The 21,761-nt window shown below is 54.6% G+C and carries 24 protein-coding genes; 16 read left to right on the forward strand and 8 right to left on the reverse strand.

Going from position 1 to position 21,761, the window contains the following annotated elements; translation table 11 throughout:
- Together JN12_RS16410 and JN12_RS16415 are read right to left on the reverse strand one after the other, a co-directional pair.
- Complete coding sequence (locus JN12_RS16410; RefSeq protein WP_145024731.1) at positions 1-402, reverse strand: type II toxin-antitoxin system VapC family toxin; 402 nt, start codon at positions 400-402, stop codon at positions 1-3.
- A complete protein-coding gene (locus JN12_RS16415; protein WP_145024733.1) occupies positions 402-659 on the reverse strand; it encodes a hypothetical protein in 258 nt (85 codons plus the stop codon). The genes JN12_RS16410 and JN12_RS16415 overlap by 1 nt, the downstream gene beginning before the upstream one ends.
- Positions 660-1,092: 433 nt before the next feature.
- Here JN12_RS16415 and JN12_RS20545 point away from each other — a divergent pair, with 433 nt between their 5' ends.
- The gene (locus JN12_RS20545) at positions 1,093-1,254 is read left to right on the forward strand and encodes a hypothetical protein (protein ID WP_170241988.1); all 162 of its coding nucleotides are present in this window, start codon (positions 1,093-1,095) and stop codon (positions 1,252-1,254) included.
- A 64-nt stretch (positions 1,255-1,318) separates the two neighbouring features.
- Here JN12_RS20545 and JN12_RS16420 read toward each other — a convergent pair whose 3' ends face one another.
- Both JN12_RS16420 and JN12_RS16425 read right to left on the reverse strand, forming a co-directional pair.
- Positions 1,319-1,747 carry a type II toxin-antitoxin system VapC family toxin gene (locus JN12_RS16420; RefSeq protein WP_145024735.1) on the reverse strand — a complete coding sequence of 143 codons (429 nt, stop codon included), beginning with the start codon at positions 1,745-1,747 and terminating at the stop codon, positions 1,319-1,321.
- Positions 1,748-1,750: 3 nt separating this feature from the next.
- Entirely contained in the window at positions 1,751-2,083 is a 333-nt protein-coding gene (locus JN12_RS16425) for a FitA-like ribbon-helix-helix domain-containing protein (protein ID WP_211360568.1), read from the reverse strand.
- A 262-nt stretch (positions 2,084-2,345) separates the two neighbouring features.
- On the opposite strand from JN12_RS16425, the gene JN12_RS20550 reads away from it, so the two are divergent.
- From JN12_RS20550 to JN12_RS16450, 6 genes are all read left to right on the forward strand, one after another.
- Positions 2,346-2,483, forward strand: a complete 138-nt coding sequence (locus tag JN12_RS20550) for a hypothetical protein (protein WP_170241990.1) — start codon at positions 2,346-2,348, stop codon at positions 2,481-2,483.
- A 20-nt stretch (positions 2,484-2,503) separates the two neighbouring features.
- Positions 2,504-4,417, forward strand: a complete 1,914-nt coding sequence (locus tag JN12_RS16430) for a family 10 glycosylhydrolase (RefSeq protein ID WP_145024737.1) — start codon at positions 2,504-2,506, stop codon at positions 4,415-4,417.
- 76 nt (positions 4,418-4,493) lie between these two features.
- Positions 4,494-5,792 carry a hypothetical protein gene (locus JN12_RS16435; protein WP_145024740.1) on the forward strand — a complete coding sequence of 433 codons (1,299 nt, stop codon included), beginning with the start codon at positions 4,494-4,496 and terminating at the stop codon, positions 5,790-5,792.
- Between the two features lie 255 nt (positions 5,793-6,047).
- On the forward strand, positions 6,048-8,462 hold the full coding sequence (locus tag JN12_RS16440) for a glycosyltransferase (protein WP_145024742.1): 2,415 nt from the start codon (positions 6,048-6,050) through the stop codon (positions 8,460-8,462).
- Positions 8,463-9,638, forward strand: coding sequence for a glycosyltransferase family protein (locus JN12_RS16445; protein ID WP_145024744.1), 1,176 nt, complete (start codon positions 8,463-8,465; stop codon positions 9,636-9,638).
- Positions 9,635-10,312 carry a glycosyltransferase gene (locus JN12_RS16450; protein WP_145024746.1) on the forward strand — a complete coding sequence of 226 codons (678 nt, stop codon included), beginning with the start codon at positions 9,635-9,637 and terminating at the stop codon, positions 10,310-10,312. The genes JN12_RS16445 and JN12_RS16450 overlap by 4 nt, the downstream gene beginning before the upstream one ends.
- Before the next feature lie 82 nt (positions 10,313-10,394).
- On the opposite strand, the gene JN12_RS16455 is transcribed toward JN12_RS16450, so the two are convergent.
- The 3 genes from JN12_RS16455 to JN12_RS20555 form a co-directional block, all read right to left on the reverse strand.
- Positions 10,395-10,769: an HVO_A0114 family putative DNA-binding protein gene (locus tag JN12_RS16455; protein WP_145024748.1), complete on the reverse strand. Its 375-nt coding sequence runs from the start codon at positions 10,767-10,769 to the stop codon at positions 10,395-10,397.
- Entirely contained in the window at positions 10,750-11,058 is a 309-nt protein-coding gene (locus JN12_RS16460; protein WP_145024750.1) for a transcriptional regulator, read from the reverse strand. Before JN12_RS16460 ends, JN12_RS16455 begins: the two co-directional genes overlap by 20 nt.
- Before the next feature lie 269 nt (positions 11,059-11,327).
- The gene (locus tag JN12_RS20555; protein ID WP_170241995.1) at positions 11,328-11,504 is read right to left on the reverse strand and encodes a hypothetical protein; all 177 of its coding nucleotides are present in this window, start codon (positions 11,502-11,504) and stop codon (positions 11,328-11,330) included.
- A gap of 67 nt (positions 11,505-11,571) precedes the next feature.
- Here JN12_RS20555 and JN12_RS16465 point away from each other — a divergent pair, with 67 nt between their 5' ends.
- The 9 genes from JN12_RS16465 to JN12_RS16505 all read left to right on the forward strand — a co-directional run bounded on the left by JN12_RS16465 (position 11,572) and on the right by JN12_RS16505 (position 21,452).
- Complete coding sequence (locus JN12_RS16465) at positions 11,572-12,771, forward strand: glycosyltransferase family 4 protein (protein ID WP_170241997.1); 1,200 nt, start codon at positions 11,572-11,574, stop codon at positions 12,769-12,771.
- Between the two features lie 142 nt (positions 12,772-12,913).
- Positions 12,914-13,729 carry a WecB/TagA/CpsF family glycosyltransferase gene (locus tag JN12_RS16470; RefSeq protein WP_145024754.1) on the forward strand — a complete coding sequence of 272 codons (816 nt, stop codon included), beginning with the start codon at positions 12,914-12,916 and terminating at the stop codon, positions 13,727-13,729.
- A gap of 134 nt (positions 13,730-13,863) precedes the next feature.
- Positions 13,864-15,144: a nucleotide sugar dehydrogenase gene (locus JN12_RS16475; RefSeq protein WP_145024755.1), complete on the forward strand. Its 1,281-nt coding sequence runs from the start codon at positions 13,864-13,866 to the stop codon at positions 15,142-15,144.
- Positions 15,145-15,200: 56 nt separating this feature from the next.
- Entirely contained in the window at positions 15,201-17,030 is a 1,830-nt protein-coding gene (gene glmS / locus JN12_RS16480) for a glutamine--fructose-6-phosphate transaminase (isomerizing) (protein ID WP_145024757.1), read from the forward strand.
- Positions 17,031-17,043: 13 nt separating this feature from the next.
- On the forward strand, positions 17,044-17,646 hold the full coding sequence (locus JN12_RS16485; RefSeq protein WP_170241998.1) for a YdcF family protein: 603 nt from the start codon (positions 17,044-17,046) through the stop codon (positions 17,644-17,646).
- A 39-nt stretch (positions 17,647-17,685) separates the two neighbouring features.
- Positions 17,686-18,735 carry a GDP-mannose 4,6-dehydratase gene (gene gmd / locus JN12_RS16490; protein ID WP_145024761.1) on the forward strand — a complete coding sequence of 350 codons (1,050 nt, stop codon included), beginning with the start codon at positions 17,686-17,688 and terminating at the stop codon, positions 18,733-18,735.
- A complete protein-coding gene (gene fcl, locus JN12_RS16495) occupies positions 18,728-19,672 on the forward strand; it encodes a GDP-L-fucose synthase (RefSeq protein WP_145024763.1) in 945 nt (314 codons plus the stop codon). The genes gmd and fcl overlap by 8 nt, the downstream gene beginning before the upstream one ends.
- 185 nt (positions 19,673-19,857) lie before the next feature.
- Positions 19,858-20,445 (forward strand): polysaccharide deacetylase family protein, encoded by a 588-nt coding sequence (locus tag JN12_RS16500; protein WP_170242000.1) that lies wholly within the window; start codon positions 19,858-19,860, stop codon positions 20,443-20,445.
- A gap of 11 nt (positions 20,446-20,456) precedes the next feature.
- The gene (locus JN12_RS16505) at positions 20,457-21,452 is read left to right on the forward strand and encodes a hypothetical protein (RefSeq protein WP_145024767.1); all 996 of its coding nucleotides are present in this window, start codon (positions 20,457-20,459) and stop codon (positions 21,450-21,452) included.
- A gap of 13 nt (positions 21,453-21,465) precedes the next feature.
- Here the strand turns inward: JN12_RS16505 and JN12_RS16510 are convergent.
- Positions 21,466-21,761: transposase (locus JN12_RS16510; protein ID WP_211360537.1), on the reverse strand; the 296-nt coding region annotated here is incomplete at its 5' end.

Here is a 21,761-nt window from a genome sequence, read left to right on the forward strand (position 1 = left end):
TCAGGGGGAAGCAAGCCAGTCCTCGACATGAAGACCGGCAATCCGCGCGAAATGATTGGTATTGTGTGTTACCAGGCGGCATTTGTTGGCAAGGGCAATGGATGCAACCAGGATATCGAAATCTTCGATGCGTTTTCCCTGGCGTTTGAGGTCAGCCTTGATCTTGCCGAACTGTCGGGCAGATTCTACCGAGTCGGCAAATATGGTCAGATGTTTTCTGAAAGATTCGATGGTGGCGATGTTTGCTTTGACCTTGGTCGAGTTGTAAGCGCCGAAGTAAAGTTCCGCGAGAACGGCATTGGAGACCGCGAGGTTCTGGACACCTGTCTTTCGGACCTTCTGTTTCAGGTGTTCATTGCCGTTCAGCAGGTATACGCAGATATTGGTGTCGAGCAGCCACATCAAAACGCCTTCCCCGTCCGCTCGGTTGAACAGCGTGATGAGTACAGGTCGTGGAGTTGCTCATCCACCGACCTGTCGTCCTTCCATTTCCCGCAGGTGGCCAGAAATTCCTCCGTTGCGGAAACGTCGACCGCGGGTGTAGAGATGAATTCATTCCTGATCAGATGAACGAGGTGGGCGATCTTTTTCTGCATAGCCGGTGGAAGGCCGCGGATATCGCGAAAAATCTCCTTTTCAAAAGTCGTCATCGTTTGCATGGCACACCTCCTTCTCTGGCAATCTCGACTGATTTGAAATGTACGACATACCAATCAGAGGGTCAAGAGAAAGGGCGACTATCTCTCTGCCTATCCTCAGGGCGTCTCTCTGAAATCTTTTTCCAATCTTCATAAATCCGTTCCAAGGCTGTAACGTTTGTCTGTTATTGTAACGTGGATTCGTGACGGATACCGCCCCACTTTGCTTCGCGTGCCGCTCGCACCGCCGCTGTATGGCTCATTTCGCTACCGGCCTGAAACTCACCCTGACGGGTTCAAACAATCAGGCCGGTGGCCACTCCATTTCGCCTACAGCGGCTTGGCGCTCGGGCACAGTCGCTCCGTCGGAGCGGCATCCGTCACGGATTCAGGTTGTAGCGAAGCTGGCATTCTATTCGTAGAACAGGGCTGATGAATTGGGTGTTTTTCTAGTTTGCTGGAGCGCAAGGCAGCGGTAGTTCAGCCGTTGGAAGAGGTCAAGGTGAAGGCGAAGGGGCTCGTGAAGCAGGAGAAGGGGCTGAAGGAGCTGCAGCCGCTGGTGAAGAAGCTGCGGGACGGGGCGAGGGTGGAGATACGGCTGGTTGGGGATGAGTGAACTGATGCAGTGCAATGGGAACCAGGTACTCGACTCTGTGCCACTGTTCTGTCGGCGTTGTGGATCATGTTTGCCAGGGATCGTACAGAGTGAGACCGTTGATATGCAAAAAGTCCCTGGTATTGCGAGTGGCAAGAGGATAACCGTGCGCCAGGGCAATGGCGGCGATTTGGGCATCTTCAGTGGAGATGGCCTGGCCGACTCTGCGTCTCCCGGAAACAACGGCAGCATAGTTGACCGCACCTGCTGCGTCAAATGGGAGACATCTCCCGGCAAAATCCTGAGAGAACATCGCATCAGCCGCCACAGCCAGGGCATCCCGACGTTTCCCGGCAGGCAACAGCGAGATGCCGAGCATAATCTCCGCCTGGGTGATCGCGCTGACGTAGAAAACGTTGCCGGTTCGTCCCGCAAACCAGTCCATCACCGCCTGTTCCGGTTGGGAACGCATCAGTTCGGAGAGCACATTGGTGTCAAGGAGGATGGAGTCCATTGTCTATTCACCAAAATCAGGCGGATTACGGACCGGCTGTCGCGGGGGGATCGGCAGGGATTCAATGTCTAGTGACTCAAAACGTCGGTGTATAGCTGCAGCAAGGTTTTGCTCGCTCACCGGCGCATTCAGGGTTTGCGCCAGGATAGTTCTTGCTTCGGCCTCCATGGAACGGCCATGCCGGGCGGCCCGCTGACGGAGTTGTGCTTTCAGGTTGTTGTCAAGGTTTCGGATGGTCAGAGATGCCATGTGTTCCTCCTGCAATGCAATCATTGATTGCAATGTAATCAATGATTGCAGGCAGTGCAAGAAAATAGTGCGGATGCTACCGGTCATGCTGAAGCCTGCTTTAGGTCGTGGAGTTGCTCGTCCACCGGTCTGTCGTCCTTCCATTTTCCGCAGTAGAGGGTCATGTGAGGGGGGGGCCATCTCTTTGTCCTATCATCCGGCCGTTTTTTAAATCTTTTTCCAATCTTCATAAATCCGTTTCAAGGCTGTAACGTTTGTCTGTTATTGTAACGAAGCTGGCAACTTATCCTTAGAACAGGACTGACAAAATTGGGTGAGCAATCAGTTTTTTACTTTTGGGGAGCGCAAGGTGGCGGTCGTCCAACCGCTGAAAGAGGTCAAGGGGAAGGGGCTCGTGAAGCAGGAGAAGGGGCTGAAGGAGCTGCAGCCGCTGGTGAAGAAGCTGCGGGACGGGGCGCGGGTGGAGTTGCGGTTGGTTGGGGAGTGACGATCACTGCCGGAGTGAGGATGTCTAACCGTCACATTATGAACAAAGCCTTAAAGGCTTCATTACTGAGTCTGTTGTTCATTATGTTATTACCTCCGTTGCAGTCCGCTATGGCTGTTGACGGCATCCTTTTACAAAAAGATTTCAAAGAATTTCTTAACAGCCCGGAAAGTCTTGAAATCATAAATTCCCATGGTTCGTCCTATGAACGGTATGGCAATGGGGAAACCGCTCTGAAACTGACAGGCAGTTCTTACGCTGAACTGCAAGCTCCTAAAGGCTTAACTACCGAATCCGGGACGATATCTTTCAGGTTCAAGCCTCTCTGGGACATAACAGACCCCTCTTCACACTCTTTTCTCACTCTTCGCTGGGATGACAATCGACAGAGTTATATGGCTGTGTCATATGGATGGTGGGAGCCGGAGGGGGCCCGTCGTCTCTATTTCGTCCTGTCTAACCAAGACTTCTTTGCTTTTTCAATTCCTCTGGAAATTGCGCGCGATTATTGGACTGAAATAACTGTTACCTGGAAAAGCGGCACTGAAGGGTATTGCAGAATATTTGTGGATGGAGAGTTCCGTTCCGAGTATGCAGTCAAGATCAACACAAAACTTGTCCCAAAGAGCAATCTCTTTATCGGCAGTGACCGGGGAGCCACAGACCAGAGAGGGCGGAGAAGCGATTTTCTTATTGACAAGCTGTTGATACTAAACAGACCTATGACAAAGCTTGAGGTCCTCCATAGCTTTGAAAACCAGAGCGACCTTGTCGTTTCAATGGAGAAAAAGGAGCGTTCGTGGATTTACCAATCGATTAAGGGCAGTAAGGTCTCGCGTCCGATTATAGACAAGTCCGGGGTACCGGTGGAGCGCCGGGTCATCTTTGACGAGGATATGGAGTGGGCAACTTCGCGAAGTGCCGCAGACAAAGTCATACGTCGGGTCAAGAGTGCGGGTTTCAATGTTTACGTTCCCTGCGTGTGGCACGGGCAGGGGGCCTATTTCCCAAGCAAACGTGCCATGGTGCACCCCGGTTTACGATGGATAATCGATACCGGCTATGATCCTTTGGCATACCTCATCACGAAAGCGCACGCTGAAGGGATCGAAGTGCATCCGTGGTTTACCGTCATGCGGCGTGAGGGAACCGGAATAACGAACTTCTACGACACCGGATCTCCTGAAAATGCGTACGATGTCCACAATGAAGGATTCAGGCGATTCATCGTCGATCTCATGTTGGAAGTTGTCGAGAGATATCCTGTCGATGGAATCAATCTTGATTACATTCGAAGCAACGGCATATGTATGAGCCCGAGCTGTGTGGATGGGTACTTTCGCGCAACGGGGAGATCACTGATTCACGACGCGCCAGAAGCGGATGCATATAAGGATACGAAGGGGACTTCCAGTGTGATCGCATGGAACCGTGAAGCCGTAATGGAAATTGTGCGGAACTTTTCAAAGCGTGCGAAAGAGTTGCGTAAGGGACTGATTGTCAGTGTCGACGCTGTGCCGAGCCAATTTTATCTGCTCATCCAAGGCCAGGACAGTATTCGATGGGCAAACGAAGGGTTGATCGATGTCCTTTATTACATGGAATATTCAAAGCGTCCTGATGTCAAGGCGGTGGAGGAAGCGCGGGTAAAACTCACCAATCCTGCCAGCCTGACGGTGCTTCTTGCCACATATGATTTGATGGACAAGACACTTGTCCCGCAGCGATCTCGCTCTCGTGTGAAGACCACCGAAGGAAATGCAGCCGTCGTTTTTAGAAGCGGCCCGCTCCTTGCCGATTACGTCCTCCTGGGCCGAGCGATATGGCCCAAAAGCGGCATCGCTTTCTATAACGCTAAACAGCTAAGCGACGAGCAGATAAGGGAGTTAGTCCAAACGGTTTTCGATTCGCAGGCACGCCCACTCTGGCCTTGAGTGAGTGGTCTTGTCATGTAGCTAATTATGCTGAAATTGCGGTTGTTCGTATTACCATATGGATAAAGGTTATAGAATGTTTGAAATGACCACTATTGTATTAACAATCATTGCCCTATCTGCACTTTTCATCTATCCATTCTATGGGATTATGCTGCTTTTTATTGTGCGCCCATTGGTGGATACGATGTACAGTTACGAGCTGATATACGGCTTACATCTGACTGAAATAGTGAGCGTATTGGTGCCATGCATCATAGCCATGAGGATTGTCCTTGATTCTGACAAAATACTTGCTTTGAAAGATATGCCTCTGAAATATATATGGTTTATTTACGCAATCTATATTTGTTTTAGTTCGCTGATAATTTTGTATTGTCAGGATTTATCATCTGCCGCAAATATTTTCTTTAGACATATTAACGGTTTTATTGGATTTTACATGGTCCAAGCTTATTTCACCGACAAGAAGATTCGATACTTCTTTCTCTCTCTGGTACTGGCAGGCGTGTTCCCCATGACTATCGGGATCTATGAGTTTGCAACGAATCAACATTGGAAAAACACTTACTCTGAAGGGTTACTTAGAAACATAGGACTATACCATGATGCCATAACCGTGCGTTATTATGCTCTTCAGACAATTTTGGGAATTATTTTATATTTCAGTATTTATATCAGATCTTATTTTGTTCATGTAATTGCATTTATGTATGCTTGTGCCTCAAGCATAGTTATGTACAAAACATACAGTAAAGCAGGTATTATCGTTTTAAGCACATGGTTGTTGGTATGGGCTGTATTTAAGAGAAATATTTTATTGTTGACGTTGCTTATCTGTCTGGGAATTACAGCAGTTTGTGTTGAAAACGGTGTTCTTACCAATATCACTAGAATTTTTCAGAAAGAAATAGGAGCAGTGACCGGAACCGGCAAAAGTGAAAGGATTTTCGAAGGGAGAGTCTATATCTGGAGAGATATGGTTAACGAGTGGACAGAGAAATCGACACTGCAGAAAACCTTCGGCAGCGGAAAGAAGGCAGTCGAATCTCATAACGATTATCTCATGATGCTTTTTCATGGCGGGATTGTTGGGCTAGTGGTCTACTTGGTCCTGTTGATTTTCATAGGCATTCGAATCCTCTCCAACTTGCGTGAAAGGGTCGGGCCGCTGAACATCGGTGTATTAATGGCATACCTCATGTGGATGACCGATTCCATCGGGCTGGTTCCCAGCGCATACTCCGGTTATCAGTGGTTTGTATGGGGAATCATTGGATTGGGGTTGCGCGTGCACCAGAACGAGAAGTTGGGAAAAGTTGAGAAATTCAACGACGTACATTTTTCAGCTGCGTTAGATTCGCCAGTTGGATAAAAGCGACTTGAAGAATTTTCCAAGAAAAGAATAACTACAACTACACATAATAAAAGCAACATCAAGGCCGCATTATGCCTCCTATGTCGCGAGATGTCTGAATTGTCGCTGAGTGAACTTGCGCAATGGGGATAATTCGTTGGTGCCTGTCCGGAATTACGACATCAACTTTACCGTGGAGAAAATTCGTGCCGTGCTCGTCAGTGTAGCAGCTGGAAAGCATGACCTGCTACGCTGGATGCCAGGAGCATAGAATTGAAAATCAGTATCGCCCTTTGCAGTTATAATGGCGAGGAGTTCTTGGGTGAACAGCTTGCCAGCATTGCCCGACAAAGCCGCCTACCGGACGAGTTGATCGTCGTCGATGACGGCTCAACGGATTCTACCGTCACGATCATCAGGGAATTTGCGCAGACCGCCGGCTTCCCAGTAAAAATATTTACGAATGAAGTGACGCTCGGGGTTACGAAAAACTTTGAAAAGGCGGTCCTACAGTGTTCCAGCGATATCATCGTATTTGCAGACCAGGATGACGTCTGGCTCCCCCAAAAGCTGATGTGCATGGAGCTGGAGTTTGCGCGGGATACACGGGTAGGCATGGTCTTCAGTGATGCAGTTGTGGTGGATGAGAGGAAGCGTCCCCTCGGATACCGGCTTTGGGAGCAGGTGAGATTTACCGGCGGTCTGCAGCGGAGGGTCAGGAGGGGGGACGGCTTCAGGGTCCTGATAAAATACAATGTCGTAACAGGCGCGACAATGGCATTTAGAAGTAAACATCTTGATATGGTGCTGCCGTTTCCGGAAAACTGGCTTCATGATGGCTGGGTCGCGCTGATTGTCGCCGCCGTAGCAAGGGTAAACTTGATCGGTGAGCCTCTTATCCTCTATCGACAGCATTCCCGCAATCAAGTGGGGGCAGCGCGAAAAACACTGGCAAGAGTAGCACGGAGCGCGAAATTGCACGGCTTCCAGGGGTTCTACACCTTGGCAGAAGAGTACTCCGTTGTCTACCGGCACCTGCTGACCAGGGCCGGTACGGCAGCGGAGCAACTGCAGCTTATACGGGGGAAAGTCCGGCACCTGACGTTCAGGGCTAATCTACCACGGAAGCGGGTAAATAGGGTCTTGCCGGTATTCGCCGAATTGTTGACGCTTCGCTACAGCCGATTTGCTACCGGCTATAAGAGTGCTTTACGCGATTTGTGGACGCAACCGACAAAAGTTTCCTGCTGCCCCGAACCGACATGGCCTTCTATAGAGGGAAACTATTCGTTGGTCCGGCGAATTTCCGCTACGCGGTTGCGGCCTCTGCTGGAGCGAATAAAGGCATCCCCCACAGGGAGTCGGCTAGCGCGCGGGATGCTGTGGAGCCTGGCCGGAACGGTTGTTTCACGTGCGCTCTCGGTACTTTCTTCCATAATTGCGGCCCGCCTGCTGGGGACGGAAGGGTTTGGTGAGTTCGGAATGCTCCAGAGCACGGTCGGTATGCTCGGCATGTTTGCCGGATTTGGGCTTGCAACTACCGCAACCAAGCATGTAGCCGAATTCCGCAATACAGACCCCGACAGAGCAGGGCGGATACTTGCCCTCTCCGGAGCGACGGCGGTCATTTCCGGTGGGGGCATGGCTCTGGCTCTGTATCTGTTTTCCCCTTGGCTGGCCGGCCATCTATTGGCAGCGCCCAACCTGGCGGGGCTCTTGAGGTTATGCTCCGTCTATCTGTTCTTGAGTGCCGTTACCGGTGCGCAATACGGCGCTCTTGCCGGATTTGAGGCATTCAGGGAGATTGCAGGGAATAATTTTGTGACTGGTCTGGTTTCCTTTGCCTTTGTCTTTGCGGGTATCGTTATTGATGGCATCCGCGGTGGGGTTTGGGGCATGGTAGCATCTGCAGGGTTCAGTTGGGTTGCTGCTGGCCTGACGTTGTGGGCTGTGGCAGGTCGGGCTCGTATCCATTTCATTTGGACAGGGATATGGCAGGAACGCCGGGTGCTCGGGACTTATAGCCTTCCCTCTGTCTTGGCGGGTTCGTTGTCGGGCGCTCCCATCGGCTGGTTGTGTTGCGCGATGCTGGTGAATCAGCCCGGCGGGTACGCCCAGATGGGTGTATATAACTCAACTAACCAGTGGTTTAATTTGGTCCTGTTTCTGCCGGGACTGCTGAGCCAGGTGGTGCTGCCGGTCCTTGCCGAATCCATCGGCGACGATGGCGTGAAGTCCGGCAAAGTTATCAAGGCGGCGTTCATGGCCAATGCAGCCACGACGGTTCCGTTGGTTGTTCTGGCCAGCCTGGCCAGCCCGTGGATAATGGCTGCCTATGGAGCCGGGTTCCAGAGCGCATGGCTGACTCTCGTCCTCGTTCTGGTGACCGCTGGCGTCATGGCGGTGCAGACCCCTGCCGTTGACCTGCTGGCTACAAACGACAGGGTCTGGCGGATACTGTTATTTAATTGTGTCTGGGCAGTGATGTTTATCGTTTTGTCGGCTCTGTTGGTCCGCTGGGGTGCACTGGGGCTGGCTACAGCCAGACTGGTGGCCTGTTTGGTGCAGACCTGCTGGACGGTTGGCTATGTCTACTGCGTTTTCTGGCGCCCTCGTATGAGGTTCGCTGATGGGCGCCGGCCGCTACCCTGTCACTGTGAAAAGCGTTCAGGTGAGGAATCTGGATAGATGAAGCGTGCCGATAACCGATTACTCATCATAGCCGCTTTATTCCCCGATGAAAAAGCGGGGGATGGCCCCTGGAGCGAGCGCTTCAACGGTCTGTACGGTCGGCTCTTCCGTCAGTCGGCCGGTTATGGGACCACCGGCTGGTATGCCCTTGATGTCAACCGTCACTATGAGCACACTCCGTCAGGAGAAGTGGGGCGCAGGAAATCCCTGGCTGCTTTTTTTGGGCTTGACTTGATTTGGGGACAATTCAGGCATCGGCACACCACTCTGCTCATTGCCTACCCGCTATTTAAGTCCCGACAGAGCGCTTACAGCATTTTTTTTCTGCTGGTGTTGGCGGTTCTGCGCATGAGCCGTAGGGTGAAGATCTGTCTCGACTTTGTCGATCCTCCTTTGATGATAACCAAACTATATGTCAGGCTGCTCACCTTGCAGAAGGCGATAATTTTTTTCAGACGGCCCCAGGAAAAGGCCTATCTGAGGCTCGCGCACTCTATTGTAGTTAATTCCGTGGAGATGGGAGAGCATCTCAGGGCCGATTACAATCTTTCTTCGCAGGAAATTATGGCGGTAGCAATGGGAACCAACGTCACTGATTTCGTTCCAGATCCCATGGTGGGTCGGCGACGTGAGTTTACGGTCGTTTATGGTGGAAGGTTGCGGGGCGATAGGGGAGCACTTGAGCTCATCAATTGCCTGACACAGGTGAACCTGACCCATCCTGTCAGGCTGCTCTGTTGCGGACCTGTGGAGTCGTCGCTACGCCTTCCCGATTACCCATGGCTCGAAATCTATCCTGATCTTGGCTATTCCGATTACGTCAGCCTCTTGGTGAAGCGGGGAGATGTGGGGATAATCCCCTATCCGGCCAATGAGTGGTGGGAGAAGGTCTCAATCAGCAAGCTTGCTACCTATGCTGCCGCCGGAATTCCAGTTCTCTCCACGGATCTCCATCATACCACCCGATTCCTGGCCCGTTGGAACTGTGGGCTTACGGCGGCTTCCTGGAAAGAAATGGCGGAACTGATAGTTCGATTGTATGAAGACCGGGACTTGTGCATGGAACTGGGAAGGAACGCCCGGAACGCGGCGGAGTCGGAGTTGGCGTGGGATATCCTGGCCCGGCGGCTTGCTGATCTCTTGTCACAGCGCTTTGGACGTTCATTGGCATGAGGGTGAGAACTCAAAAACCGAGTGTACCTGATTCAACGATTTATGAAGGTGCTCAGCCCGTGGACAATGAGTTCTGGATTTCCCAGTCTGGTAGCATCGACAGGCTGAAAATCAGAGAGAGTATCGGGGGAGGCGGGAAGATTTTTCTTGCTGTGGGGCAACTGATAGCGAGAAAGGGCTTCGACCTTTTCTCGAATGCATGGGGCAGGTTACCGGAGCAATTGAAAAAAGATAACCGTGTCGTGATCGTCGGGAGCGGAGAAGCTGAGCGGGTTCTCAGGGGTATCGCCGTTGAGGCCGGCATCCCGAACATCCTCTTTGTCGGACAACAAGAGCCGTGCGACTTGGCATCATTCTACGCGGCAGCGGATGTCCTGGTCTTCCCTTCATTGGTCGACGTCTGGGGGATGGTGGTCAATGAGGCCATGGCCTGCGGCGTTCCCGTGCTGGCTTCGCGGTATGCCGGTGCGAGTCAGGAGCTGATCGACGGCACCGGCGCCGGCGAGGTAATCGATCCTCTTGACGAAGAAGCCTTCAGCAAGGCTTTGGAGCGATGGTGCTCCGCCGACCTGAGCACGATGCGAACCCGTGCCCGTGAGGTGATCGAAGGATGCAATTTCAACGTTACGGTCAATGCGATCAGGCGACTCATTCAGGATCTGACGGATAAGTAAGCAAGGGAATATATCTGCTGCAGGCACATATTCTTGCGTTGCCGGCTCCGTGAACATGCTCATTCCCTACGCAACAAAAGCATCACGCTACCACAGCCTGCAACTGAATCATGTCCGCTGCTGCCCTGACAAATTTCTGCCGGCCATGACCGGGAAGGGGTACTTCCTCGATATCGAGCAGACCGGCAGCAACCAGAACATCTACGTCCTTCTTGACCGTGCTTCTGTCGCGATGCAGACGATGTGCAATAGCGGTGATGGAGGCTGGATCAGCCTTTGCTGCTCGAAACAGTTCGAGTCTTGCCGGAGTCATGACGGCAAACATATCCGCAGGATCTTCGAAGGTTAGAGTAAACTCCGGCTTTGGAACCTCGCCGCGATCAATCTGTTTGGCAATCTCGCGTACATGTGCGAAGTATTCTTCGGTTGTTCCTGTTTTAACGATTACGTTGCGCATTGTATTCCTCCAGCATCACTGTCCATTCCTGCCTGAAACGCTCTTCGATTTCTTCGAAGCTCGTTGTAGCCACCGGCTCGATTATCCCTTTGAAATGCCGATGGTGTCCGTGTTTGTTGTCATATCCGATAACCCGGCCATTATCACCACTGAAAATCAGGTGGTTGATGTACGCCAGGTTGTAGTGGGTGACAATACCATTATCTTCCCAGACTTCGTATCTGACAGTGCCATTCCCCCACTTGCGCGAAACCATGATTGATTGATCGATAATCTTTGCCTCAGCCATGATCTCCTATACCATGCCTGGTGGGTTGCGGCAACCATGTTTTCGAACCACGTAGTTGCTTGCTTTGGACAGCATCGAAACCGGCCTCGGCAACCGGATTCCACTATGGCTGTTCGGGATGGGAAGATCATTGCGCTGTCGGCGGAATATGTTCTCTCTTGGCCTTGCGAAGGGGAAATCGCCACAATCGTCCTGATAGCCAATCAACCGAAATGTAACCGAATCTTAACTTGAGACATTGACCTAATGCAGCCATAATCTTTCCGCAGTCACTCGTTGACCTTGTGGAGGAACGCATGAACGGACCTGCCGTCAATCCCCGCGCCCCCGGACGGGTTGCAGATGTCATCGTGAAGGTTATCGTCCTTACCCGTGTCGCCTTCGACAGGCTGGGAAAGGCCTCGCAGCGCCGAGTTCGAGGCGTTGATCTCGGAAATAGGGAGCATGCTTCTGCGCAGAACAGAATTACCTGGCCACACCTTCCGCGATCATGATGACAAACCCGCAGGTTTGATGAAGATCCTCCTTGCCCACAACTTCTACCGTTCCTCGGCCCCCAGCGGCGAGGATATGGTCTACCGCAATGAACGGGCGCTTCTGGAGCGAAACGGCGTCGAGGTCATCCCCTACGAGCGCTTCAACGACGACATCGACGAGTCAACCCTGACGAAGCGGGTGCGCCTGGCCCTCTCCGCTGCCTGGTCAAGGCCATCCCATCGGGAGATCACCGAGATCATCCGCCGGGAACGGCCCGATGTTGCCCATTTCCACAATACCTTTCCCCTGATTTCGCCCAGTGCCTACGCGGCCTGCCGGGAGAACGGCGTGCCGGTGGTGCAGACCCTGCACAACTTCCGCTTCGTCTGTCCCCAGGCCATGCTGATGCGAAACGGCCACCCCTGCGGCGAGTGCCTTGGCACATCACTGTTGCCCGCACTCCGCCACAGATGCTACCGGGGCTCGTTCCCTGCCACGCTGGCCCAGGTCTTGACCATCTTTCTGAACCGAAGGCTGGGGACCTACCGCTCCAAGGTTAACCGATACCTGGCCCTGACCCGGTTCTCTGCCGGCAGGCTCGCCGATGGCGGGCTGCCGGCAGAGAACCTGACCGTCAAACCCAATTTTCTTCCCGATCCGCCAGTACCAGGTGAAGGTGACGGCGGTTATGCCCTGTTTGCCGGCCGGTTGAGCCCCGAGAAGGGGCTGGTGACCCTCCTCGCCGCCTGGCGTCGTAACCCCGGACTTCCCCTGAAGGTGTTCGGCGCCGGTCCCCTGGAGGCGGAACTGAAACGGGTGGTGGACGTGGAAGGGCTGCCGGTGGAGTTTCACGGCTTTTGCGACCGACAACAAATCTACGATGCAATGAGCAGGGCCGAGTTTGTCGTGGTCCCCTCCGAGTGCTACGAAGGCTTTCCCATGGTCGTGCTGGAGGCAATGGCCTGCGGGACGCCGGTGGTGGCCTCGCGGCTCGGCAGTCTGGCCGAAGTGGTGGTGAACGGGATTAACGGCGTCACCTTTTCTCCGGGAGACCCGACGGACCTGGCGTCGGTGATCGTCGAGCTCAGGAAAGACCGCCAGCGGCTGGCCGCGATGCGCTACCGTTGCCGGCTCCATTTTGATCAGCACTACTCGGAAGAACATGCCCTGACAGCCCTGTTGGACATCTACGCCTCGGTCTGCCGGGACGTCAGGCTGGGCAATCCCCCGCGCTGAGCAACTCCGGCACATCCCTTGATAAATGCAAAGTTCTGACAATCGTCAGCCAATTGCCAACCAACCGTAACAATAGTCCGTTATTATTCACCCCATTTGTCCGCGTCTACGCCGACAGTTATGCTGCGGAATGGGTACAATAATGGAAACGATAAGCCTTTTCGGCTACAAGATCAGCCGGAGCGGTCTTACGGCAGATGTGCTGACCGCCCTTGGCTGGCTCGGCTCCAGGGACACAGCGCGCTATGTTGCCTGCGCCAATCCGCATTCCCTGGTGGTGGCATCACGTGATTCCCATTTTCGGACAGCTTTGCAGTCTGCCGATCTCCTGCTTCCGGACGGTATCGGTATTGTTCATTCCACCAAATTGCTGGGAGTTCCTCCCATGACACGGGTGGCGGGGTACGACTTTTTTCTTCGGTTCACCGCCGAGGCTGCCCGTCTCAAGGGGGTACGCTACTATTTCCTCGGTGCTACTCCCGCTGCGCTGAGGTTGATTCGACAGCGCCTCGCCCGCGAGTTCCCCTCAATCATCGTCTGCGGCTCGTATGCACCACCGTTCACGGACACCTTTTCCGCCGAGGAGAACGGGAAGATCGTGGCGGGCATCAACCGGGCAGAGCCTGATGTGCTCTGGGTCGGGATGACGGCACCGAAGCAGGAGAAGTGGATCATCGATCATCGCGGCAGTCTGCAGGTGTCGTGCATCGGGGCGATAGGAGCGGTGTTCGATTTTTACTCCGGCATAGCCCGACGTTCCCCGGTCTTCTGGCAGCGGCTGGGGCTCGAATGGCTTCACCGTCTCTGCCGCGAGCCGACACGCCTCTGGCAAAGGAGCTTCATCTCGGCCCCCCTGTTCGTCCTGATGGTGGTGCGGGAGTTTGTCCGGAGCCGACTGCACCCGGAAGGGACCGGCCATAAACGCAAGCCTCTGCGTATCTCCAAGACGCGGTTGTAGCCGGCGCGCAACATCTCATACACCTTCTCTCCCCAAAAGTTTTGCCAACTTTCATACACCTGCCGAACAGCTGTAACATTCGTCTGCTACTGTGCCCTCTGTCGTAACATTCCACTGAATGACAAGGTTTCGTCATGAGTATTGTCGCAGTCGTTGGCCTCGGGTATGTCGGTCTGCCTCTGGCTGTAGCGTTTGGCAAGAAGCATCAGACCATCGGCTTCGACCTCTCCGCTACCAAGGTCGAAAGCTACCGGAAAGGGATCGATCCGACCGGAGAGGTTTCAGCAGCAGAGTTCAACGAGGCATCGTTTCTCACCTTTACCACCGATCCGTCGCTGCTCAGCGGCGCAGAATATATCGTCGTTGCTGTCCCGACGCCGGTCGATACGGCCCACCAGCCGAACCTGCAGCCGCTCATCGAATCATCCCGCCTGATCGGCAAGCATATGGACGAGGGGACGGTGGTCATCTACGAGTCCACGGTCTATCCCGGTGCCACCGAAGAGGTCTGTGTGCCGGTCCTGGAGACGTACTCCGGGCTCACGTGGCCAAAAGATTTTCACGTGGGGTATTCGCCGGAGCGGATCAATCCCGGGGACCGTGAACATACGGTCACCTCGATCGTCAAGGTGGTGTCCGGAGACGATAGTGAAACCCTGGTCAAGATCGCCATGCTCTATTCCTCCATCATTACTGCCGGTATCCACTGTGCGCCGAGCATCAAGGTGGCGGAAGCTGCCAAGGTGATCGAAAACACCCAGCGTGACCTGAACATCGCCCTGATGAACGAACTCTCCATCATCTTCGGTCATCTCGGCATCGACACCCTCGACGTGCTGGAGGCGGCCGGCACCAAGTGGAACTTCCTGCCGTTCAGGCCCGGCCTGGTGGGTGGGCACTGTATCGGCGTCGATCCCTACTATCTGACCCACAAGGCCGAGAGTATCGGCTATCACCCCCAGGTAATCCTGGCGGGCCGGCGGATCAACGACGGCATGGGCAAGCACGTGGCCGAACAGACGGTGAAGCTGATGATCCGGGCCGGCCGGCCGGTCAAGGGTGGGAAGGTCAACCTCCTCGGGCTGACCTTCAAGGAGAACTGTCCCGACCTGCGTAACTCCCGGGTCATCGACATAATTGATGAACTGCGCAGCTATGGTGTGGAAGTATTCGTGCATGATCCGGTGGCCGAACCGGCCGAGGCAGTCCGGGAGTATGGCCTCACCCTGTGCGACTGGGATGAGCTTCCCATCGCTGACGCAATGGTTGTGGCCGTTGCGCACCAGCACTACATGAGGCTTCCCCTGGAGTCATACCTGGGGAAATTCGTCAAGGGGGGGTGCCTCATCGATGTGAAGAGCCTCTTTTCCCGTGACGAACTGCAAAACGCCGGGGTCAACGTCTGGCGGTTGTAGTGGGATGCTGAGGGGGCGCTCCGTGCCCAACCCGTGGGAAAGGACAGATTAAGTTCATGTGTGGCATTGTCGGTTACATAGGCAAAAGGGATGCCCAGCCGTTCATTATTGAGGGGTTGCAGAAGCTTGAATACCGGGGGTACGACTCGGCCGGGATCTGCACCATTGAGGGTGGCCGGGCCGTGATCCGGCGGAGCGAGGGGAAGCTGGCCAATCTGATCAGGCTGGTGGAGGAACTGCCGCTCCCCGGACGGGTCGGTATCGGCCACACCCGCTGGGCCACCCATGGGTGCCCTTCCGAGACCAACGCCCATCCCCACCAGGCCGGACCGGTGGTGCTGGTGCACAACGGGATCATCGAGAACCATGTGGCACTCAAGGGGATGCTGCGGGAGATCGGCCACACCTTCAGGAGCGAAACCGATACCGAGGTGATCGCCCACCTCATCGAACAGCGGATGAAGGACGGGGCATCCTTTGAAACGTCGGTGCGGCGGACGCTGCAGCAGCTGAAAGGAGCGTTTGCGCTCTGCGTTGTCTGTACCGACGAGCCGGACCTGCTGATCGCGGCAAAGAAGGGCTCGCCACTGGTGGTCGGCATCGGGGCGGACGAGTTCTTCATCGCTTCCGACATCCCGGCCATCCTTGGCCACACCCGGGAGATGATCTTTCTCGATGATGGGGAGATGGTCAAGTTCGGCCACGGTGAAATGCAATTTTCCACGCTGGCCGCAGAGGTCGTGGTCAAGCGGCCGCGTCGTATCGACTGGTCCCCGGTCATGGCGGAAAAGGGGGGCTTTCGCCACTTCATGCTCAAGGAGATCTTCGAGCAGCCGCGGGCAGTACAGGATACGCTGGCCGGCCGGCTGCTGGAGGAGGATGGCGACGTTTACCTGGAAGACCTGGGGCTTACCGACGCCGAGCTGCGCGGGATAACGCGGGTCTGTATCGTCGCCTGCGGCACCTCCTGGCATTCCGGGCTGGTCGGAAAATTCTACCTGGAAGAATACTGCCGCATTCCGGTGGAGGTGGACATCGCCTCTGAGTTCCGGTACCGGAACCCGGTGATCGGTCCGGACACCCTGCTCATCGCCATCTCCCAATCCGGTGAAACCGCCGACACCCTTGCCGCGCTCCGGGAAGCGCGCAGCCGGGGAGGGCGGGTCATTGCCATCTGCAATGCGCTCGATTCCTCCATCGCCCGCGAGTCGGACGGGGTCATCTACACCCACGCCGGTCCCGAGATCGGGGTCGCGTCCACCAAGGCCTTTGTCACCCAGCTGGTTGCCCTCTATCTCCTTACCATCCGTCTGGGCCGGGCCACCGGCTCCATTTCGCCGGAGGGGGGAAAAGGGATGCTGGCCGCCCTCCTGCACCTGCCGGCAATGATGGAGCAGACCCTGCAACTGGACGCCAACGTAGAGGCGATTGCCCGTCAGTATCTCCATGCCCGGGATTTCCTCTACCTGGGGCGGGGGATGAGCTACCCCATTGCCCTGGAGGGTGCCCTGAAGCTGAAGGAGATTTCCTACATCCACGCCGAGGGGTACCCGGCCGGCGAGATGAAGCACGGTCCCATCGCCCTGATCGACGAGGAGATGCCGGTGGTGGTGCTGGCGCCGCGGGACCGTCATTTCGAGAAGGTGGTCTCCAACCTGGAAGAGGTCAAGGCACGGGGCGGACGGGTGATCATGATCCGTTCGCAAGAGGCCGAAGAGGCGTCAGCAAAGCCTGAGTCGATGCTGGAGATTCCGGCCGATGCCGGCGATATGACGCCGATACTGCTTTCCATCCCGCTCCAGCTCTTGGCCTACCATGTTTCCGTGCTCAAGGGGAACGACGTGGACCAGCCGCGGAACCTGGCGAAGAGCGTCACGGTGGAATAGCCGGCGTACACTGGTGAAAAAGACGATTCTCTTTTTTCTGGCCTTGGTCTGCGTAGTGACCGCTTTTGTCTGGCTGGCCCCGGGATTCCTCTTCACGGACGATCTGCCGCGGAAGGCCGATGCCGTGGTGCTCTTTGTCGGTCCCGGCAACGAATCGCGGCTGGATGAAGCGAAGCAGCTTATCAGGGAAGGGTATGCGCGGTACCTGCTCATTCCGTCGTACGGCGAGATATATGCGCTGAACGGCCAGGGGGCGCTTGAGTTGATATCGGGCACTGTCCCCCGAAAGGATCTGATATTAAAGGTCCGCCTGGCTGCAACGTATAAAAAGTATTACGAGAACACCCATATCGAGGCCCTGGAAGCCAAGCGGATGTTGGATGACCTGGGGCTCAGGTCGGCCTTGTTGGTCAGCTCGGCCTATCACATGCGGCGGATCGGGCTGATCGCCGGCAAGGTGTTCGACTGGCGGAAATACTCCATCTCCTGCAACCCGGCCCGCTGGCAGGCGTCATTTACCGCAGGAGACTGGCTGAACAGGGACCGCCGGAAGATCATAGCAAGCGAGTATGTGAAGATTGCATGGTTTCTGGCGTATGGTGTGTTTGGTTTTTAATCCGCTGTAAGTGATAAAAGACTCAGGAGATATTTTTTGATGAAGAAAGCGCTCATCACCGGCATTACCGGACAGGACGGTTCCTATCTGGCCGAATTGCTGCTGGCGAAAGGATACGAGGTGCACGGCATGATCCGTCGTTCCTCCTCCTTCAACACCGGCCGGATCAACCACCTTTACCGCGATCTCCACGAGCAGGATGTCCGACTGTTTCTCCACTATGGCGATCTCAACGACGCCAGTTCCATCAACCTCTTGCTGCGTGATATACAACCGGACGAGATCTACAATCTCGGCGCCCAGAGCCATGTGCGGGTCTCCTTCGATGTCCCCGAGTACACCGGCGAAGTGGATGCCCTGGGTACGGTCCGTATTCTGGAAGGAATTCGCGAAACCGGGCTGAAGACCCGCTTTTATCAGGCATCTTCGTCGGAGCTGTACGGGAAGGTGGTGGAAACGCCGCAGAAGGAAACCACCCCGTTCTATCCCCGCTCACCCTACGCCTGCGCCAAGGCCTACGCCTTCTACATCACCATGAATTACCGCGAGAGTTACGGCATGCATGCCAGCAACGGCATCCTGTTCAATCACGAGTCTCCCCGGCGGGGGGAAACCTTCGTCACCAGGAAGATCACCCGGGCCGCAGCCAGGATCAGACTCGGGCTCCAGGAGTGCCTCTATCTCGGCAACCTGGACGCCAAGCGGGACTGGGGGTTCGCCGGCGACTACGTCGAGGCGATGTGGCTGATGCTGCAGCAGGAAACGGCCGACGATTTTGTTATTGCCACCGGCGAAACGTACATGGTGCGGACCTTTGCCGAACTTGTCTTTGCCCGGCTCGGCATGCCCCTGGAGTGGAGAGGTCGTGGTGAACAGGAAGAGGGGATCGACACCGCTACCGGCAAAACGGTGATCAGGATCGACCCGAGATATTTCCGTCCCGCCGAAGTGGACCTGCTGTTGGGTGATCCCTCCAAGGCACGTCGGGAATTGGACTGGACACTCAGGACCACATTCGGGCAGTTGGTCAACATGATGACCGATGCCGACCTGGAACTTGCCGAACGGGAAAAGCGGGCCAATGGATAAACAGGCACGGATCTACGTCGCCGGCCACCGTGGACTGGCCGGCTCCGCTCTGGTCAGGAAACTGCAGTCCGCGGGTTTCAACAATCTGCTCGTCCGCTCCAGTAACGAGCTCGATCTGAGGAGGCAGGCCGATGTTGAGGCCTTCTTCAGAGAGAACATGCCGGACTACGTATTTCTCGCGGCCGCAAAGGTCGGTGGCATACACGCGAACAATACCTACCCGGCTGACTTTATCCATGACAATGTGACGATCCAGACAAACATAATTCATGCCGCGTATATATCCGGCGTAAAAAAATTATTGTTTCTCGGCAGCTCATGCATATACCCGAAGCATTGTCCTCAGCCGATGAAAGAGGAATATCTCCTCTCAGGCTGTCTGGAGCCGACGAACGAGCCGTATGCCGTTGCCAAGATAGCGGGCATCAAAATGTGTGAGGCCTATAACAGGCAATACGGAACGAACTTTATCTCCGTAATGCCGACCAATCTCTACGGGCCGGGCGATAATTACGACCTTCACAATTCCCATGTCCTCCCCGCACTGATACGAAAATTTCATGAAGCCAAGGTAGAGGGGAGTCCCTCTGTCGAAGTATGGGGGACAGGAACTCCCCGACGTGAATTCCTCTACGTTGACGATCTTGCAGATGCCTGTTTTTTTCTCATGCAGCAGTATGACGATGGGAAAATAGTCAATATCGGGGTCGGAGAGGACCTTTCAATACTGGAACTGGCCTTATTGATCAAAGAGATTGTCGGGTATGAAGGTGAGCTGAGGTTTGACAGCTCCAAGCCGGACGGAACACCGAAAAAGCTTCTCGATGTGACAAAATTGCTCAATATGGGATGGAAAGCTCAGGTAGGTTTGGCAGACGGCATAAAAAGAGCCTACGACGCGTATTTGGTCTCAATAGATATGGGCGAAGTTCAATGATACCTGGTTTCAAGGTTGGTCCATTCATACTGATGTATCATGCAATCGATGACCATCCGGATGATCCGTACTCGGTGACTGTGCACGCTTTCCGGCAACAGGTGGCATGGCTCTCCGGAAACGGGTTAGAGGTCGTTTCCCTGTCATTCTTGCTTCGATCGATTCAGGCAGGGAACTATAGGGCCTTGCGAAAAAAGGTCGTGATCACCTTCGATGACGGATGCAAAGACTTTGTTGCCAATGCACTGCCGATACTGCAGGAGTACGGGGCACCGGCCACGGTTTTTCTTGTTACGGATATGCTCGGGGGGAGATCGTCGTGGAACAGGTATGCACCGGACGTACCGCTCATGACCGAGGATGAAGTGCGCTACATCAAGACTCAGGGTATCAGCCTCGGCAGTCACACGGCAACGCACGCTAAACTGACACTCCTGGACCATGCGGACCTACAACGACAGCTCAGGGATTCCCACGACGCTCTTACCCGCCTGGGAGAATCGTTCTACGCGTTTTCCTACCCATGGGGCCAATGGTCGGATCAGGTTGTGGACGCCGTGAAGGCCGCCGGTTTTGCATGTGCCCTGGCGGTGGGGGAGTTGACGCGATTGACAGCCGCCGATACCTATCGTCTCCCGCGAATAACCATGACACGCGACATGGAGCTGACGCGTTTCCAATCACTCATGACGCGAACCCGCGTTGAGATGGAACTGCGCAGGAGATACCGGATTCTGCGCGAGACACGGCTTGGCGCCTCGATAACTTCCTGACAGAGATGACTATGCATTTAAATGGTTCAAACGGCTGCATCCCGAATGAAGAGATCCCTGTGTTTCTCGCCATCTTCAATAGACCGGATAAGACGCGGGCGGTCATTGAAAATTTGCGGCAGATCAAACCGAAACGGCTCTTTGTGGCAGCTGACGGTCCCCGTCGCAATGTCCCGCAAGACATCGAGAAGTGCCGGCTGGCCCGGCAGGAAGCAATGGCCGTTGACTGGCCTTGTGATATCCAGACGAGATTCCTTGACGAGAACATGGGGTGTGACCCGGCTGTATCCTCGGCCATCAACTGGTTTTTCGAAAATGTTGAGTACGGCATCATCCTTGAGGACGATTGTCTTGTGCATCCTCACTTCTTCGCGTTCTGCGGCGAGCTCTTCGTACGGTATGCCGATGATGAGCGTATCATGCAGATCTCGTCTCTTTCCCCGTACGTGGCACGGGAACACCCTTACGATTACCACTTCAGCCGGACCTTCCGATGCAGCGGGGGGTGGGGCACATGGCGTCGAGCCTGGAAACACTATACGGACGACATGACCCGTTATGGCAATGACGAGGCGCTTGGAATACTGAAGGCATCTCATCTGGATTATTCAAAATGTTTATGGCAATACCGGAGACTGTTGGAATTCAAGGAGGGATCCTTTATTCATCCATATTGGTCATATTGGGATTTCCAATGGAATCTTGCTTGCGCTGCACAGAATGGGTTGAGCCTCGTCCCGGAGAAGAATTTGATGAACAATATTGGTCTCGATGAAGAGAGCACCCATACAAAAAACAAGGATCATCCAATTTACGGGAATCTTCAGGTTCAGCCACTCCGGTTTCCGTTACGGCACCCTCGGTTTGTGTACGCGGATAGCCTGCCGGAGAGGAGTCTGGACAAGAGGATTTACCGCAGCCTTTCATTAAAGAGCCGTTGCATGTATTTATTGCGCCGAGCAGTAGGAGCCATCCATTATCTTCGTGAAGTAATGCCGTATGACTAGTACCTATTAACATTTAAAAGTTCGGATAAAGCCTCTTCAGCTTGATCCGGGCATCAGTTGTTGTAAATTGCCAGTCAATCTTATTGGTACAGTTATTTCGGTCTTTTTCCCATGCAGTCACTTCGGCCTGCATTGTTGCCATATCAGGGATCCGGCGATCAAGGCACTGCCCCTTAAGCACGCTGAGTTCAATCTCGGCCATATTCAGCCAACTGCCGTGCTTGGGCGTGTAATGTATATCAAGTCGTTCAGCCAGTCTTCTGGCTTCTTGAGGTTCAAACGTTTCGTAGAGAGAGGCAATGCTGTGGG

The organism is Geobacter argillaceus, from assembly GCF_007830735.1.
In the GTDB taxonomy this organism is placed as follows: Bacteria; Desulfobacterota; Desulfuromonadia; order Geobacterales; family DSM-12255; genus Geomobilibacter; species Geomobilibacter argillaceus.

Coding starts and splice junctions, on each gene's coding strand:
- JN12_RS16410 (WP_145024731.1), bottom strand. CDS start 402: ATGTGGCTGCTCGACACCAATATCTGCGTATACCTGCTGAACGGCAAT.
- JN12_RS16415 (WP_145024733.1), bottom strand. CDS start 659: ATGCAAACGATGACGACTTTTGAAAAGGAGATTTTTCGCGATATCCGC.
- JN12_RS16420 (WP_145024735.1), bottom strand. CDS start 1,747: ATGGACTCCATCCTCCTTGACACCAATGTGCTCTCCGAACTGATGCGT.
- JN12_RS16425 (WP_211360568.1), bottom strand. CDS start 2,083: ATGACCGGTAGCATCCGCACTATTTTCTTGCACTGCCTGCAATCATTG.
- JN12_RS16430 (WP_145024737.1), top strand. CDS start 2,504: ATGTCTAACCGTCACATTATGAACAAAGCCTTAAAGGCTTCATTACTG.
- JN12_RS16435 (WP_145024740.1), top strand. CDS start 4,494: ATGTTTGAAATGACCACTATTGTATTAACAATCATTGCCCTATCTGCA.
- JN12_RS16445 (WP_145024744.1), top strand. CDS start 8,463: ATGAAGCGTGCCGATAACCGATTACTCATCATAGCCGCTTTATTCCCC.
- JN12_RS16450 (WP_145024746.1), top strand. CDS start 9,635: ATGAGGGTGAGAACTCAAAAACCGAGTGTACCTGATTCAACGATTTAT.
- JN12_RS16455 (WP_145024748.1), bottom strand. CDS start 10,769: ATGCGCAACGTAATCGTTAAAACAGGAACAACCGAAGAATACTTCGCA.
- JN12_RS16460 (WP_145024750.1), bottom strand. CDS start 11,058: ATGGCTGAGGCAAAGATTATCGATCAATCAATCATGGTTTCGCGCAAG.
- JN12_RS20555 (WP_170241995.1), bottom strand. CDS start 11,504: ATGCTCCCTATTTCCGAGATCAACGCCTCGAACTCGGCGCTGCGAGGC.
- JN12_RS16465 (WP_170241997.1), top strand. CDS start 11,572: ATGAAGATCCTCCTTGCCCACAACTTCTACCGTTCCTCGGCCCCCAGC.
- JN12_RS16470 (WP_145024754.1), top strand. CDS start 12,914: ATGGAAACGATAAGCCTTTTCGGCTACAAGATCAGCCGGAGCGGTCTT.
- JN12_RS16475 (WP_145024755.1), top strand. CDS start 13,864: ATGAGTATTGTCGCAGTCGTTGGCCTCGGGTATGTCGGTCTGCCTCTG.
- glmS (WP_145024757.1), top strand. CDS start 15,201: ATGTGTGGCATTGTCGGTTACATAGGCAAAAGGGATGCCCAGCCGTTC.
- gmd (WP_145024761.1), top strand. CDS start 17,686: ATGAAGAAAGCGCTCATCACCGGCATTACCGGACAGGACGGTTCCTAT.
- fcl (WP_145024763.1), top strand. CDS start 18,728: ATGGATAAACAGGCACGGATCTACGTCGCCGGCCACCGTGGACTGGCC.
- JN12_RS16505 (WP_145024767.1), top strand. CDS start 20,457: ATGCATTTAAATGGTTCAAACGGCTGCATCCCGAATGAAGAGATCCCT.